The 14,647-nt window shown below is 44.7% G+C and carries 10 protein-coding genes; 8 read left to right on the forward strand and 2 right to left on the reverse strand.

Features of this window, described 5'->3' with window-relative positions; genetic code table 11:
- Window positions 1-10 precede the first annotated feature (10 nt).
- From QWZ17_RS26965 to QWZ17_RS27000, 8 genes are all read left to right on the forward strand, one after another.
- Window positions 11-1,177 carry a prolipoprotein diacylglyceryl transferase gene (locus tag QWZ17_RS26965; protein ID WP_290308451.1) on the forward strand — a complete coding sequence of 389 codons (1,167 nt, stop codon included), beginning with the start codon at window positions 11-13 and terminating at the stop codon, window positions 1,175-1,177.
- A gap of 38 nt (window positions 1,178-1,215) precedes the next feature.
- Window positions 1,216-2,412 carry a DUF5005 domain-containing protein gene (locus tag QWZ17_RS26970; protein ID WP_290308452.1) on the forward strand — a complete coding sequence of 399 codons (1,197 nt, stop codon included), beginning with the start codon at window positions 1,216-1,218 and terminating at the stop codon, window positions 2,410-2,412.
- Between the two features lie 159 nt (window positions 2,413-2,571).
- Complete coding sequence (locus QWZ17_RS26975; protein ID WP_290308453.1) at window positions 2,572-3,018, forward strand: DinB family protein; 447 nt, start codon at window positions 2,572-2,574, stop codon at window positions 3,016-3,018.
- 64 nt (window positions 3,019-3,082) lie between these two features.
- A complete protein-coding gene (locus QWZ17_RS26980) occupies window positions 3,083-3,967 on the forward strand; it encodes a tetratricopeptide repeat protein (protein WP_290308454.1) in 885 nt (294 codons plus the stop codon).
- A 135-nt stretch (window positions 3,968-4,102) separates the two neighbouring features.
- Complete coding sequence (locus tag QWZ17_RS26985) at window positions 4,103-4,765, forward strand: SGNH/GDSL hydrolase family protein (protein WP_290308455.1); 663 nt, start codon at window positions 4,103-4,105, stop codon at window positions 4,763-4,765.
- Between the two features lie 101 nt (window positions 4,766-4,866).
- Window positions 4,867-7,143, forward strand: a complete 2,277-nt coding sequence (locus QWZ17_RS26990) for a GH92 family glycosyl hydrolase (RefSeq protein ID WP_290308456.1) — start codon at window positions 4,867-4,869, stop codon at window positions 7,141-7,143.
- A gap of 306 nt (window positions 7,144-7,449) precedes the next feature.
- Window positions 7,450-10,413, forward strand: coding sequence for a discoidin domain-containing protein (locus QWZ17_RS26995; RefSeq protein ID WP_290308457.1), 2,964 nt, complete (start codon window positions 7,450-7,452; stop codon window positions 10,411-10,413).
- Window positions 10,414-10,650: 237 nt separating this feature from the next.
- Window positions 10,651-12,543, forward strand: a complete 1,893-nt coding sequence (locus QWZ17_RS27000; protein ID WP_290308458.1) for a RecQ family ATP-dependent DNA helicase — start codon at window positions 10,651-10,653, stop codon at window positions 12,541-12,543.
- 252 nt (window positions 12,544-12,795) lie between these two features.
- On the opposite strand, the gene QWZ17_RS27005 is transcribed toward QWZ17_RS27000, so the two are convergent.
- Both QWZ17_RS27005 and QWZ17_RS27010 read right to left on the reverse strand, forming a co-directional pair.
- Window positions 12,796-13,395, reverse strand: a complete 600-nt coding sequence (locus QWZ17_RS27005; protein ID WP_290308459.1) for a GNAT family N-acetyltransferase — start codon at window positions 13,393-13,395, stop codon at window positions 12,796-12,798.
- A 326-nt stretch (window positions 13,396-13,721) separates the two neighbouring features.
- Complete coding sequence (locus QWZ17_RS27010) at window positions 13,722-14,498, reverse strand: HAD-IIA family hydrolase (protein WP_290308461.1); 777 nt, start codon at window positions 14,496-14,498, stop codon at window positions 13,722-13,724.
- Window positions 14,499-14,647: the final 149 nt, after the last annotated feature.

The following is a 14,647-nucleotide window of genomic DNA, read 5'->3' on the forward strand; positions in this document are numbered from 1 at the left end:
AATTAGTACTATGTTTCCAACCATAGGCCACCTTTTGTATTACCTGTTTGGTATCAGCTTTACTTTCCCAATTCAAACACTGGGATTGTTGGTGGCGCTGTCGTTTTTCTTTGCCTACCTGGTATTTACTGCCGAGTTTAAACGTTACGAGGCTCTGGGCAAAATACAGGGGTTTACAAGGGAAGTGTTGGTAGGCGGCAAGGCCACGGGGGCAGAAATTGCGGTAAATTCCATACTGGGACTGTTGCTGGGTTTTAAGGCTTTTGGCGCTATGTTTAACTACACCGAATTTTTCGCCAATCCACAAGCCTACCTTTTATCCATGAAGGGTAATTTGGTAATGGGGATACTTACTGCCGCGGTATTTGGGTTTTGGGTTTATGCCGATAAAAAAGAACACGAACTGGAAATTCCAAAGCTGGAGGTACAAACTGTACACCCTTACCAGTTAATGGGTTTAATAGTTTTTTCTGTAGGTTTCTTCGGTTTCATCGGTGCCAAACTTTTTGATACGGTGGAACATTGGAACAATTTCAGGTATGACCCTTTGGGCACATTATTTAACGTAAGGGGTTTTTCTTACTATGGCGGTTTGATATTTGGCGCGCTTACTTATCTGTACATAGGCCACAGAAGAGGTATGAAATTGGTGCACCTGGCCGATATTGGTTCGCCGGGTATGATGCTGGCTTATGGCATTGGCCGTATTGGTTGCCAGTTGGCCGGCGATGGTGATTGGGGCATTGTGAATGAACATGCCAAACCCGGTTTTTTGCCACAGTGGATGTGGTCGTTCAAATACCCGCACAATGCCATCAACGCCGGTTTGCCCATCCCCGATTGTGATGGTAATTATTGTAACCAATTGCTGTATGGGGTTTATCCCACACCTTTTTATGAAGCTACTATTTGCATTTTGTTTTTTATGCTGATGTGGGCCTTCAGAGACAAGATCAAAATACCTGGCGCGATGTTTTTTTTATACCTTATTTTAAATGGCGGCGAACGTTTTTTGATAGAGCAGATTCGTGTTAATCCTAAATATCATATCCTTGGCTTAATGTTTACCCAGGCCGGCTTTATAGGTTTTTTAATGGTGATGGGGGGGCTGGTGGGCTTTGCTTTCATCATCCGTCATCGTAAAAATAACTTGCACGGGCAGCATGCTACGGCTTAAATTTGCGCACCCAATTATTGATTAACCCTTTTTATACCATGAAAAAGTTTGCAGTACCCTGCCTGTTACTTTGCTTTGCCCTTACCCCGCAAATCAAAGCGCAAACCACCGTACAACCCGTAAACCTTACCCATTTAAAATTTACCGTTGAACCCGCCCCGGAATGGAGCGCCCTGCTAAAACGGCAAACCGGTTGGTTTGGCGGCGACGGCATTTATACCATCCCGCTTAATGGCGTGGAAAACAAAGCAGCCAAAGCAAATGACAAAGTGCTGTTTATTTTTAGCGACAGCATGATAGGCAAACTGGAAAACGGTACCATGGCCCCTGGCTATAAAATGATCCATAATTCGGTAGCTTACCTTAAAGGCAATAAACCGGTGGACGGGCAAATGAAGTTTTCATGGGATACCGATAAAAGAAGTGAGGCCGAATCGATATTTATCCCGCAAACTCCCCAAACAATAGCCAGCGACTATTACTGGCTTGGCGACGGTTTTGTAAACCAGGAACTCAATAACGCTATTTACATTTTTGGTTACCGGGTACGCAATGTAGGCACCGGCGCGTTTGGATTTAAAGAGGTAGGTAACACGCTCATAAAAATACCGGCAGGCGCGCAACCACCTTATACGGATATTAAGCAAATGGATACGCCATTTTACCTTACAGATAAAAACGGCGACATCGGCTCATTTGGTGCCGGCATTTATGTAAACACTGCCAAAGCAGGCGCGGCCAAAGCCGATGGTTATATTTACGTTTACGGGGTACACGGCATAGGCAAAGCCCTGCTGGTTGCCCGCGTTTTACCCAAAGATTTTGAATCCTTCAATAAATGGACCTTTTACGATGGCACCTGCTGGGTAGCCGATATGAACAAGGCCGCCGATGTTACTGACAACGTATCCAACGAACTTAGTCTTACCGCTTTGCCAGATGGCCGTTACGCTCTGATTTTCCAGGTAGGGGGTATGAGTACCAATGTAGGAATGCGCATAGGTGCCACACCTTACGGTCCGTTTGGCCCGGTAATAAAAGTATGGGATTGCAAGCCCGACCTGGAAGAGAAAACATTTGTGGTGTACAACGCCAAAGCCCACCCAAGCCTATCCTCTCCGGGAGAATTGCTGATCAGCTACAACATTAACTCGGTAGATTTTATCCCCGATTTAATGAAGCACCCCAATTTGTACAGGCCGAGGTTTATTAGGATGAAAATTAGTAGTAAGTAGTAAGTATCAAGTAGTAAGACAGGAGCAAAAAAGCGGGGCCACGTGCGATTCCCCTCTTGAGAGGGGCGGAAGGGTGTGTTTGTAAAAGCGACAACCGAACGAGCGATAACCAATTCAAAAATTCCCTACCTTCATACCCAAACTGAACCAGCTCAAATTATGACAACCGAAATATTAAAGAAACTTTTTACCCGCGATTTAAACAAATTAAAAGAAGAGATCGCAGCTTATAATAATGAAGAAAAGCTGTGGTACATCGAGGGAAACATCGCCAATTCGGCGGGTAATCTTTGTTTGCATTTAGTGGGCAACCTGAGCGCCTTTATCGGTGCCGAACTTGGCAAAAGCGGCTATATACGCAACCGTCCAGATGAATTTGCTTTAAAAAATGTTCCCCGCGCCGAGCTCATCGACAAAATTGAGAAAACAATTGTGGTAGTAGGGGAAACGCTCGACAAAATCACCCAGGAACAATTGGATGCTGTTTACCCCATAGAGGTATTGGGACAAAACCTCGATACCGGTTATTTTTTAATGCACCTGGCCATGCATTTAAGCTACCACTTAGGGCAGGTTAATTATCATAGAAGGTTGTTGGATGAATAGTTTTTAACACATTCAACAGTCATGTGCATTCGTTATAATTGTATCATCGAAACCTATACCACAAGTGAATAATACATTTTTTACAAGAACCGAGTTTAACAGCAGATTTGGCAAAGAGTTGGCATCGGCCGGCAGCGTTTATGAGCAAAGAAAAAAAAGCGGGATGCAGGATTATTCTTTAGCCTGTTACGATTTTGTTTTCTTATCTGATACAAAAGAGAAAGTGCTGCAATTGGGGAAGTTTTTGGAGAATAATTGTCATTTCAAGGTACGCGAACCAAAGGAAGTTGACGGCCTTTGGGAAATAACCGGTGATGCGATAGAGTTTCCTGTAGACGATTATAATTTCATGTATTGGGTATTAGGATTATATTGTAAAGGATATGAGTTTGATTGTAAATTAGATGGATACGGAGCCACGGGGGATTCAAACAATCAAAGGTTCCCAGATCTGAAATCGGTAGACGCAGATCATTATTTCGCTCTTGCTATGGACGCGTATAATAGGGGAGATTTAGGGATGTCGGTTATTCACTTTTCTATAGCTATCAAAATCAATCCTTCAGATCCTAACTCATGGTATTCGAGGGCGGCTGTAAAAGAAATGCTTTACACACGGAAAGCAGCGAGGCGCGATTACGATAAAGCGATTGAACTGGCTCCGAATTTTGTTGACGCGATTATCAACAGAGCTGCGAATAAAGATGGAGCCGGCGAGCATCTTGAAGCTATTGATGATTATATAAAAGTGATAGAAATCGACCCGGAGAACGAGATGGCCTATTTTAACATGGGGAACTCCAAATTGAGTATCGGAGATAAAGATGGCGCGTGCAAAGATTGGAATAAAGCTTTGGCTTTAGGTTCTGATAGCGCGCAGGAAAGAATTGATGCGAACTGCAAACCAAAGAGCTTCACCGAAAAAGCTAAGAAACTGTTTAAATGGTAATCTAAGGTTTTGGTTGCTCATCGCCATCTTAAAAAAACTGAGCTTACCCGATCCAAAAAATCTTACTACTTACTACTTGATACTTACTACTAAAAAATATACTTTTGCTAAATCAATTTAGCTATCTAAAAAATCATGAAAAAATTTTTACTGTTTGCAGGCATTATTATGCTTTGCAGTTTTCAGCCTGAAAAACCAACTAAGGTGGTTTTCTTTGGCGATTCTATTACCGAGTACGCGGTACAGCCTAATGGTTTTATTACCCTAATTCAGCAACGCCTTAAAGCCGAGCAAAAAGACAACGCTTACGAAGTTGCCGGAGCGGGTATTGGTGGCAATAAAATTTACGATCTGTATTTGCGGTACGAGGATGATGTGTTAACCAAAAACCCGGATGTGGTGGTGATTTGGGTAGGGGTGAACGATGTTTGGCACAAACGCATGTTTGGTACCGGTACCGATTGGGATAAGTTTGGCAAGTTTTATACCGCGCTTATCAAAAAACTGCAGGCCAAAAATATTAAAGTGATGATCTGTACACCGGCCAGCGTAGGCGAGAAAACCGATTACAGTAACGAACTTGACGGCGACCTGAACAAATATTCTGGCATTATCCGCGATCTGGCCAAACAAAACAATTGTGAGCTGATGGATTTCCGTACCATTTTTCACGAATACAATCTTAAAAATAACCCCAACAATAAAGGCGATGGCATCCTGACCAAAGATGGCGTGCACCTGAACGATGAAGGCAATAAATTAGTAGCCGACCTGTTTTACAAAACCCTGTTTAAGTAAAACGGGGTTTTTAAATAATCATTTGCTAAATCGATTTATTGATTATATTTGTTTATCAGATGCCAATATCAAATCGGCATAAACCACATTATAAACACTCAATGAAAACACGGTTACTTACATGCGTTTGTGCGCTTTTATGGGCCAACGTGCTTTTTGCGCAAACCGACAACCTGGTTAAATATGTAAACACCCGCCAGGGTACCAATACCAAATACGAGTTTAGCTACGGCAATACGTATCCGGCAACCGCGTTACCCTTCGGCATGAATACCTGGACGGCCCAAACCGGCAAAAACGGGGATGGCTGGAAGTATCAGTATTTTGAGCACACCATCCGTGGTTTTCAGCAATCGCATCAGTGCAGTTCATGGGTTAATGATTACGCGGTATTTTCGCTGATGCCGGTAACCGGCGATTTGGTGGTTAACGAAGATAAACGCGCGGCTAACTTCAGCCATGAAAACGAAACTGCCCAACCCAGTTACTATAAAGTAAAACTGGATAATAACATCACCACCGAAATGACGCCTACCGAACGTGGCGCTCACCTTAGGTTTACGTTCCCGAAAGGGCAGGGATCATACCTGGTACTGGATGGGTATACCAAAATGAGCATGGTGAAGATCATCCCGCAGGAACGTAAGATCATTGGTTGGGTAAACAATTGTCGCTGGGCGCCGCAAGGCTTTAAAAACTATTTTGTGATCACTTTTGATAAACCTTTTGCCGCTTATGGTACCTGGGAAAACAAAAAGGATCAGCTATCACCCAAAAAACTTACTGCCGAAGGTGAAGGGGTTGGCGCTTACCTCAAATTTAAGGATGGCGATGCAGTGCAGGCTAAGGTGGCATCATCCTATATCAGTCCGGAACAAGCCGAACTCACCCTGCAAACCGAATTAGGCAAATACAAAAACTTTGATGATACCCGTAAAGCTGCCGACCAGGTTTGGAACACCCTGCTTGGCCGCATGAAAATTGAAGGCGCTACCGAAGATCAGAAAGCTACTTTTTATAGCTGCATGTACCACGCCAACTTGTTTTCGCACCAGTTTTTTGAGTACGGTAAAGATGGTAAGCCGTATTACTATAGCCCCTATGATGGTAAAACGCACGACGGTTACATGTATACCGATAACGGCTTTTGGGATACTTTCAGGGCGCAGTTTCCGCTCAATACCATTATTCACCCTAAAATGCAGGGGCAATATGTGGAGGCTTTGTTAGATGCGCAGCAACAATGCGGCTGGCTGCCGGCATGGTCGTTCCCGGCCGAAACAGGGGGGATGTTGGGCAACCATGCCATCTCACTATTAACAGATGCCTGGGTTAAAGGAATCCGCACGTTTGATCCTAAGCGTGCTTTGGAGGCTTACTATCACGAAGCTACCAACAAAGGCCCATGGGGTAGTGCCAACGGTAGGCCGGGCTGGAAGGAATACTTTGCAGATGGCTATGTACCCTATACACCTCAAACCTTAGGCTCAACCGCCTGGACTTTGGAGTTTGCTTACGATGATTTTTGTGGCTATCAGCTGGCCAAACAAACCAATAATCCGTACTACGAAAATGTTTTTGGCAGGCAGATGTACAACTACAAAAACCTGTTCGATCCTAAAACCCGCTTTATGCGCGCCAAAGATGCCAAAGGCAACTGGATAGAGCCCTTTGACCCGATGGATTGGGGCGGCCCCTACACCGAAGGCAACGCCTGGCACTGGACCTGGTCGGTTTTTCAGGATACGCAGGGTTTGATAAACCTGATGGGGGGCGATAAAAACTTTACCGCTAAAATCGACTCTGTATTTACCGAGCCAGGCACCATTAAAGTAGGCGGCTACGGCCAGGTAATTCACGAAATGACAGAAATGGCAGCATTTAAAATGGGCCAGTACGCGCAGGGTAACGAGCCTATTCATCATTTACTTTACATGTACAACTATGCCGGCCAGCCATGGAAAGCGCAGCAGCATTTGCGCGAGGTGATGGACAAGATGTACAATGCCGGCGAAAACGGTTATCCTGGCGATGAGGACGAAGGCCAAATGTCGTCATGGTATGTGTTGAGCGCCGCGGGCATTTACAGTGTATGCCCTGGTACGGATGAGTATGTGATAGGCAGCCCTGCTTTTGGTAAAATGACCATCAGTTTAGAGAATGGTAACAAATTTATCATTGAAGCCAATAACAACAGTAAGCAAAACGTGTACATCCAGTCGGCAACGTTAAATGGTAAGCCTTACACGCATAATTTTATCAAGCATAGCGATATTATGGCCGGCGGTGTGCTACGCTTTGAAATGGGGGATAAACCTAATATGAGTCGTGGTTTGGCGGTGGAGGATAAGCCGTTTTCGTTATCGAAAGGGAATTAAAAAAAACTGTGCTCTTCTGTGTTGTCAAGTCCGGCGAACTGTTAAAGTGGAAATAACCGAGCGATAAGAGACTTACGAAGTTTTAAAAACTTCGTAAGTCTGGGTCTACAACTTTTCATGGGTGGCACAGGGCCTGTCACCCCGAGCCTGTCGAAGGGCGCGCGTAGAGGCCTTTGCCCGCTATTCTTCGACAGGCTCAGGATGACAGCCATTTTGGATACGTTGTTAGCACCTTTGGCATCCACCAATTTTAAGACTCCAAAAAATGCCGCCATTCATTTTAAAACATTTAAACATCACCACATAATGCCTTTTAATTTTTACCAGCTTTTAAAACGATCAATTTTCATGGTCTGTGCCGCGGCCTGTACCCAGGCCTCAGCACAAAATATAACTTACCTTAACAGCGCTAACCCGCAAACCAACTGGAGGGTAAAGGCCCAGGCCGAAGTTGGTTCCGATAGCGTTAATATTTACAAACCCGGCTATGATGCCGGCAACTGGGTTAAAGGCGTAGTACCAGGCACTGTTTTTAACGCCTATGTAGTAGCCGGACTGGAAAAAGACCCCAACTTTGGCGATAATATTTACAAGGTTGATAAAGCAAAATACGACCGCAACTTTTGGTATCGAACCGAGTTTAAAATCCCGGTTAACTACACTAAGGAAAAAATCTGGTTCAACTTTAAGGGCATCAACCGCAAGGGCGATATTTATTTGAATGGTAAATTGCTGGGTACGCTTAACGGCTTTATGCAGCGCGGCAATTTTGATGTAACGGGTTTGGTGAGCAAAAATAATCCAAATACGTTGGCTGTATTGGTCTATTGTCCGCACAATCCGCTGGTTAATTATGAGAGTCCAACGTATATCCCCGCTGCGAGTTGGGATTGGATGCCTTATGTGCCGGGCTTAAACTCGGGCATAACAGATAATGTATACCTGAGCAATACAGGCAGCATCACACTGCAAGATCCATGGATACGTACCGAGCTGCCTACCAATGCAAGGGCCGATGTTTCGATAGCCGTGGGTGTTAAAAACAGCACATCGGCCTTTCAAACCGGGGTGCTAAGCGGCGTTATCCAGCCGGGTAATATCGAATTTTCGCAAAAGGTGTTTGTGGGCGCTAATACCACATCAGAAATTAAGCTGGATAAAAAACGCTTTGAACAACTGGCTATCAACAGCCCCAAACTTTGGTGGCCAAACGGCTACGGCGATCCAAACCTGTATACCTGTAAGTTAAGCCTAAAAGTTGGTGACCAGGTTTCTGATAGCCAAACCATCAAATTCGGTATCAAAAAATACAGCTATGATACCGTTGGCAATGTGTTGCACGTATTTGTGAACGGTACCCGCGTATTTTTAAAAGGCGGCAACTGGGGCATGGCCGAGTACATGCTGCGCTGCCGTGGCAACGAATACGATACCAAGTTGAAACTGCACCGCGAAATGAACTTTAACATCGTGCGTAACTGGATAGGGTCGACCACGGATGATGAGTTTTATGACGCCTGCGATAAATATGGTATGATGATATGGGACGATTTTTGGCTTAACTCTATCCCTAACCTGCCCAATGATGTCAATAATTTTAACGTGAACGCTATAGAAAAGATCAAGCGTTTCCGTAACCACCCATCCATTGCCATTTGGTGTGGCGATAACGAGGGTACACCTATGGCTCCGTTAAACGGCTGGCTGGCCGAAGATATCAGCAATTACGATGGCGGCGACAGGCGTTATCAGCCCAACTCGCATGCCGGCAGTTTAACAGGTAGCGGCCCTTGGACTAATTTTGATCCGCGCTGGTATTTTAGCAGATCGCCCAATGGTTTTGGCGGTTCGCCGGGCTGGGGTTTACGCAGTGAGATTGGTACGGCGGTGTTTACCAATTATGGCAGCTTTAAAAAGTTTATCCCAAAGGATAAGTTATGGCCGCGCAATGAGATGTGGAACCTGCACTTTTTTGGTCCATCGGCAGGTAATGCCGGTCCGGACAGGTATGATGATGGCATCAATAAACGTTATGGTACGGCAACAGGCATACAGGATTATTGCCGCAAGGCGCAACTGCTTAACATTGAAACCAATAAGGCGATGTACGAGGGCTGGGAAGATAATATGTGGGAAGACGCATCGGGCATCATGACCTGGATGAGTCAATCGGCCTATCCCTCACTGGTATGGCAAACCTATGATTATTATTACGACCTGACAGGTGCCTACTGGGGAGCCAAAAAAGCCTGCGAACCGCTGCACATTCAATGGAACCCGGTAAATAATTCTGTTAAAGTGATCAATACCACCGGTGCCAATGTGAGTGATTTAACCGCCGACGTAGCCGTTTATAATAGCGACGGTAAACCGGTAAGCGATTATCATCAAACCAAACAGGTAGATGCCATTGCCAACGCGGCGGTAAACTGTTTCACCATTAACTTTAAAGAGGAGCATACCAACTTAGCACTTAATAAACCTACGGTAGCATCATCAATAGAAAACATGGAAGCAGCCCTGGCTACCGATGGTAACAGCGGCAGCCGCTGGGCCAGCAGGCAAAATGATAATGAATGGATTTATGTAGACTTAGGTGCTGAGCAAACGGTAAACGGCGTAAAGCTTAACTGGGAAGAGGCCTACGGTAAGGCGTTCAAAATTCAGGTATCTGATGATGCCAAACAATGGCGTGATGTTTATGACACGGAGGACGGGTATACGGGTGTGCAGCAGATCACTTTTGACGAAACCAAAGCCCGTTATGTAAAAATGCAGGGCGTACACCGTGGCTCGGGTTGGGGGTACTCGCTTTGGGATTTTGAGGTGTACGGCGGCGAGCCTAAAAGCAATGGACTAAGCGATGTGCATTTTATCAAGCTAAAACTAAGCGATAAAGCAGGCAAACTAATATCTGATAACCTGTACTGGCGCGGCAATAAACGCACCGATTTTACGGCGCTTAACAGCCTGCCAAAAGTAAAATTGAAGGTAACATCAAAGGTAACCAGGGCTGGTGGGAAGTATTATATCAATGCCACCATTACTAACCCATCAACGTCGCCGGCAGTGGCTTTTGCCATACGAGCGCAGGCGGTTAGGAAAAGTAACGGTGAGCAAATTTTACCGGCGCTGATGAACGATAACTATTTTTCATTGATGCGCGGCGAATCAAAAGAGATCAAAATTGAATTTGATGCCGATGTTTTGGGTAACGATACGCCAACGTTGTTGGTACAGCCTTACAATGATCCTATAAGAGAGGAATAAAAAAGCTTCATTGCGAGGTACGAAGCAATCTCCACGCAAGCAAATCGGAGCCGCAAAGCTCGCTCTGTATCATTTGGAGATTGCTTCGTACCTCGCAATGACGACTGTATATGTGCCCAATTGAGTGTATAAAGTTTTTAAGTCGATTTCCCTTAAGAATCCCCTTCCCATTTTCGCCCTTAAAACACATTTACTATCTTTCGGACTTTTCCGACTTCCGGACTTTCCGACTCAAGCATGACTATAGAAGAAATATTAAAACAGTACTGGAACCACGATCATTTCAGGCCGATGCAGGCCGAGATCATCAAGTCTGTTTTATTGGGTCATGATACTTTGGCGCTGTTGCCTACGGGAGGGGGGAAGTCGGTTTGTTTCCAGGTGCCGGCTTTGGCCAAGGAGGGAATTTGCATTGTGGTATCGCCACTGATAGCCCTGATGAAAGACCAGGTTGAAAACCTGAAGGCCAAGGGGATCAACGCTGTAGCCATCGTATCGGGCATGGGGCGGCGCGAGATTGACCTCGCTTTGGATAACTGCATTTACAGCACCGTTAAATTTTTATACTTATCGCCCGAGCGTTTGTTATCAGAATTGGTACGTGAACGTATCAAATACATGAAAGTGAACCTCATCGCTATTGATGAGGCGCATTGTATAAGCCAGTGGGGCTATGATTTCAGGCCACCATATCTGCACATTGCCGATATCAGGGAGCTGCACCCCACCGTGCCCATATTAGCACTAACGGCAACGGCCACAGCTGTTGTTAAGCAGGATATCCAGGATAAATTAGCTTTTAAAAATCCGGTTGTTTACCAGCAAAGCTTTGAGCGACGCAATATCAGCTATGTGGTTCAGGATGCAGAAAACAAACTGCGCCGGATGCTGGATATTGTTAAAGGCGTAAAAGGCAGTGGAATTGTGTATGTTAGGAGCCGTAAAGATGCAGCCGATATAGCCCGGTTTTTGATGGATAATGGCCTGCGGGCCGATTACTATCACGCCGGTTTATCAATGGATGAGCGTGCCGAGCGGCAGGAAAGCTGGAAAAACAATCGTACACAAATTATAGTGGCCACCAACGCCTTTGGGATGGGGATTGATAAACCCGATGTACGCTTTGTGATTCACAAGGAAATGCCCGAAAGTTTGGAAGCCTACTACCAGGAAGCCGGCAGGGGTGGGCGCGATGAAAAAAAAGCCTATGGGGTGCTATTATACACGGAGGCCGACAGGCTGCGGCAGGAGAAACTGTTTCTGCTCAATTTTCCTTCGGTTGATGAGATCAAGCATGTTTACCATTGCCTGGCCAATTATTACCAACTGGCTTATGAAGCGGGAGAAGGCTTAAGTTTTGACCTGGATCTTGGCGACTTTTGCAGTCGTTACAAACTGGACCCCATCAAAGCGCTTAACGCGCTTAAGTTTTTAGAAAAAGATGAATACCTGTCATTTAACGAGAGCGTGTTTTTACCCTCGCGGTTCAGGTTTGAGGTGGTAAACGAAGTTTTGTATAACTTTCAAATTCAGAATGCCGGTTGGGACCCTTTTATTAAAACCCTGCTGCGTTCATACGGCGGCTCGTTTGAAGATTTTGTGCGGGTTAAGGAGTATGATGTTTCCCGGCGTACAGGCTTAAGCGTACAGCAGGTAATTGAAGGTTTGCTGCAACTGCAGCAATACGGCCTTATTACTTATATGCAGCAAACAGATAAGCCGCAGGTAACGTATTTAAAAGCCCGGCAGCAGGCCAATCGTTTGTTTATCAATAAAGAATACATAGCGCAGCGTAAAGAAAACTATCGGCAAAAAATGGAAGCGGTTTTTGCATACGCCACGCAAAAAAAATGCCGCAGCCAAATGTTACTCGCTTATTTTGATGAATCGAACGCCGACAAATGTGGTATTTGTGATATCTGTATTGACGAAAAGCGCCTCAAAAATGCAGATGAACTATTTGACAATATCACCAACGAAATAGTGCAGCAACTAAGCATATCAACTCCGGATATTGGCTCCTTGATTACCAGTATCAACATCGGCACCGAAAAAGAAAAAATGGAAACTATCCGCCAGCTACTCGACGCCGGCAAAATCAAAACCGACGGCGAAAAATATTACTTGTGATTAATAGGGGAAGATCCTGACTGTACATGAGCAATCGCGTTTGGGCTTGTTCCTTATTTGGGCTAAAGCCATCTTGATGGGTGCTGTTTTTCCGCCCCATAAATGGGACGGCAATGAATGTTTAACTCTGTTTCATTTGTCTTTTTTATCATTGCCGTTTGGCTTTAGCCAACGGTTCATTTAGGTTGATGACCAAATGGCTTTAGCCAAAATCTTGTTTGTTTGCAATTTTAACAATGATTTTCAGCCTCCTCATAGACTTGGTTTTCTGCTCATAACCCAATACTCCGCATTGGTAACCGGTTCAATAAACGAAGCAATAGTTTCATAACCTATACGCTTATAAAAAGATATGTTGGCCGGGGTAAATGTTTCCAGGTATGTGGTGAGGCTTAATTTATCAGTTTCGGCAAGGACAGGTTTAATCAAGCCGCTGCCCAAACCTTTCCCCTGAAATTCGGGCTTTAATCCTACGATGGACAAGTACCAGCTATCGGCCGTAACAAGCTCATCGGCTTTTGAGGCCATAAAACCGGTGATCTGGGTATAAGTATTAAGCGCGTCTTTGCCCAATTCATCCTTCAAAAAAGCCTTCTTTTGTTGTTGTTTAATCAATTCCAAATCGGCATTAATTGGTTTGCTCCATATAGATGCACCATGGTTATGTTCTGTCGGCAAATATAAAATCCCATATTGTTCGGCCTCGGTCATGGAGTAATCCATGTATTTGATGAGCGCGTTTCGTTTTTCTGTTTCGCCGGATATTGAACTTAGCAGGGTAATATAAAAAGGATCGTTTTCAAGCGCGCCGTATAGGGCTTCGGCTAAGGGTTTATATTTGAAGATGTACATGTAGCAAAGTTAGATCATCAAAATATAGGAAAGGTATTTGAAATGAGGAAAGAAATAAAAATAACACAATAGGAGTCTGGCTGGCTATGTTACGATCCGTAGGAGCTCAAAAATAGGGAAACTGTAACAGCTATATTTTAATTATTAAAGGAAAATAGGAGGCACCTACGGAGCCTAAAGAGCACATACGTTAATCTATAAACACGTGACTCCGCCAGAGTCTTAAAGTTGTTTTCGGCTCCGTAGGCGCCACGTGTTTATAGATTTAAATTAAATTATTTTTTGGCTCCGTAGGTGCCTCCTTTTAAACGCGATTTGCCTGTGCACTATACCCACCACTTTAACGGAAACGTAATCTTATCTACCGAACCAACTACCATATCCGGCTTAAAGGCATAGTGGCTCAATGATTCTTTGGTGGATATGCCCGAGAGTACCAAAATGGTTTTGTAGCCCATTTGTACGCCGCCTTGTATGTCAGTTTCCATGGTATCGCCAATTACGGTTGTTTCCGCGGTTTCCAATCCTAAAAATTTACGGGCCGAACGCATCATTACCGGGCTTGGTTTGCCGGTTACAAATGCTTTACGACCGGTTGCTTCCTCAATCATGGCTGTGGTAGCGGCTATGCCCAAATTGTTCCATCCCGGTTTTTTGGGTGATGGATCGCGATTGGTGGTGATGAATTTTGCGCCGGCCAATATCATATCAACAGCACGTTGCACCATTTCAAGGGTAAAATTGCGACCCTCGCCCAAAACGACAAATTCGGGGTCGGAGTCAACCAGGGTAATGCCATTTTCATGCAGGCTTGTCAACAGGCCACCTTCGCCCAAAACGTAGGCAGTACCATTGGGGCTTTGGTCGCCCAGGAATTTGCCGGTAGCCATGGCGCTGGTGTATACATGTTTGGTTTCTACCGTAATACCCAATCTTTTAAGCTTGCGTACCACCTCAAGGCTTGTACGCTGGCTATTGTTGGTCATAAAAGCGAATGGTATATCGTTATCTATAAGGTGCTTAATAAACTTATCGGCGCCGGCAATCAATTCTTCGCCGCTGTATATTACGCCATCCATATCAATCAAAAGTCCTTGTTTCATGGGAGGTTTTAGGGTTGGTTATATGCTGCAAGGTAAAACTGTAAATCAATACCGTCAAAATCTTATTTAAAATAAACAAACATGAGGTAGCAGCGGTGGCATTGTTAAATAATGTTAATTCTACGAAATATTCGTACGAATATTTCGTA

This window comes from Mucilaginibacter flavus (genome assembly GCF_030409315.1).
Classification (GTDB): Bacteria; Bacteroidota; Bacteroidia; order Sphingobacteriales; family Sphingobacteriaceae; genus Mucilaginibacter; species Mucilaginibacter flavus.

Bases quoted from the DNA above. Each gene is read 5' to 3' on its own strand.
- QWZ17_RS26985 (WP_290308455.1), top strand. From the start codon at position 4,103: ATGAAAAAATTTTTACTGTTTGCAGGCATTATTATGCTTTGCAGTTTT.
- QWZ17_RS26965 (WP_290308451.1), top strand. From the start codon at position 11: ATGTTTCCAACCATAGGCCACCTTTTGTATTACCTGTTTGGTATCAGC.
- QWZ17_RS27010 (WP_290308461.1), bottom strand. From the start codon at position 14,498: ATGAAACAAGGACTTTTGATTGATATGGATGGCGTAATATACAGCGGC.
- QWZ17_RS26995 (WP_290308457.1), top strand. From the start codon at position 7,450: ATGCCTTTTAATTTTTACCAGCTTTTAAAACGATCAATTTTCATGGTC.
- QWZ17_RS26970 (WP_290308452.1), top strand. From the start codon at position 1,216: ATGAAAAAGTTTGCAGTACCCTGCCTGTTACTTTGCTTTGCCCTTACC.
- QWZ17_RS27005 (WP_290308459.1), bottom strand. From the start codon at position 13,395: ATGTACATCTTCAAATATAAACCCTTAGCCGAAGCCCTATACGGCGCG.
- QWZ17_RS27000 (WP_290308458.1), top strand. From the start codon at position 10,651: ATGACTATAGAAGAAATATTAAAACAGTACTGGAACCACGATCATTTC.
- QWZ17_RS26990 (WP_290308456.1), top strand. From the start codon at position 4,867: ATGAAAACACGGTTACTTACATGCGTTTGTGCGCTTTTATGGGCCAAC.
- QWZ17_RS26975 (WP_290308453.1), top strand. From the start codon at position 2,572: ATGACAACCGAAATATTAAAGAAACTTTTTACCCGCGATTTAAACAAA.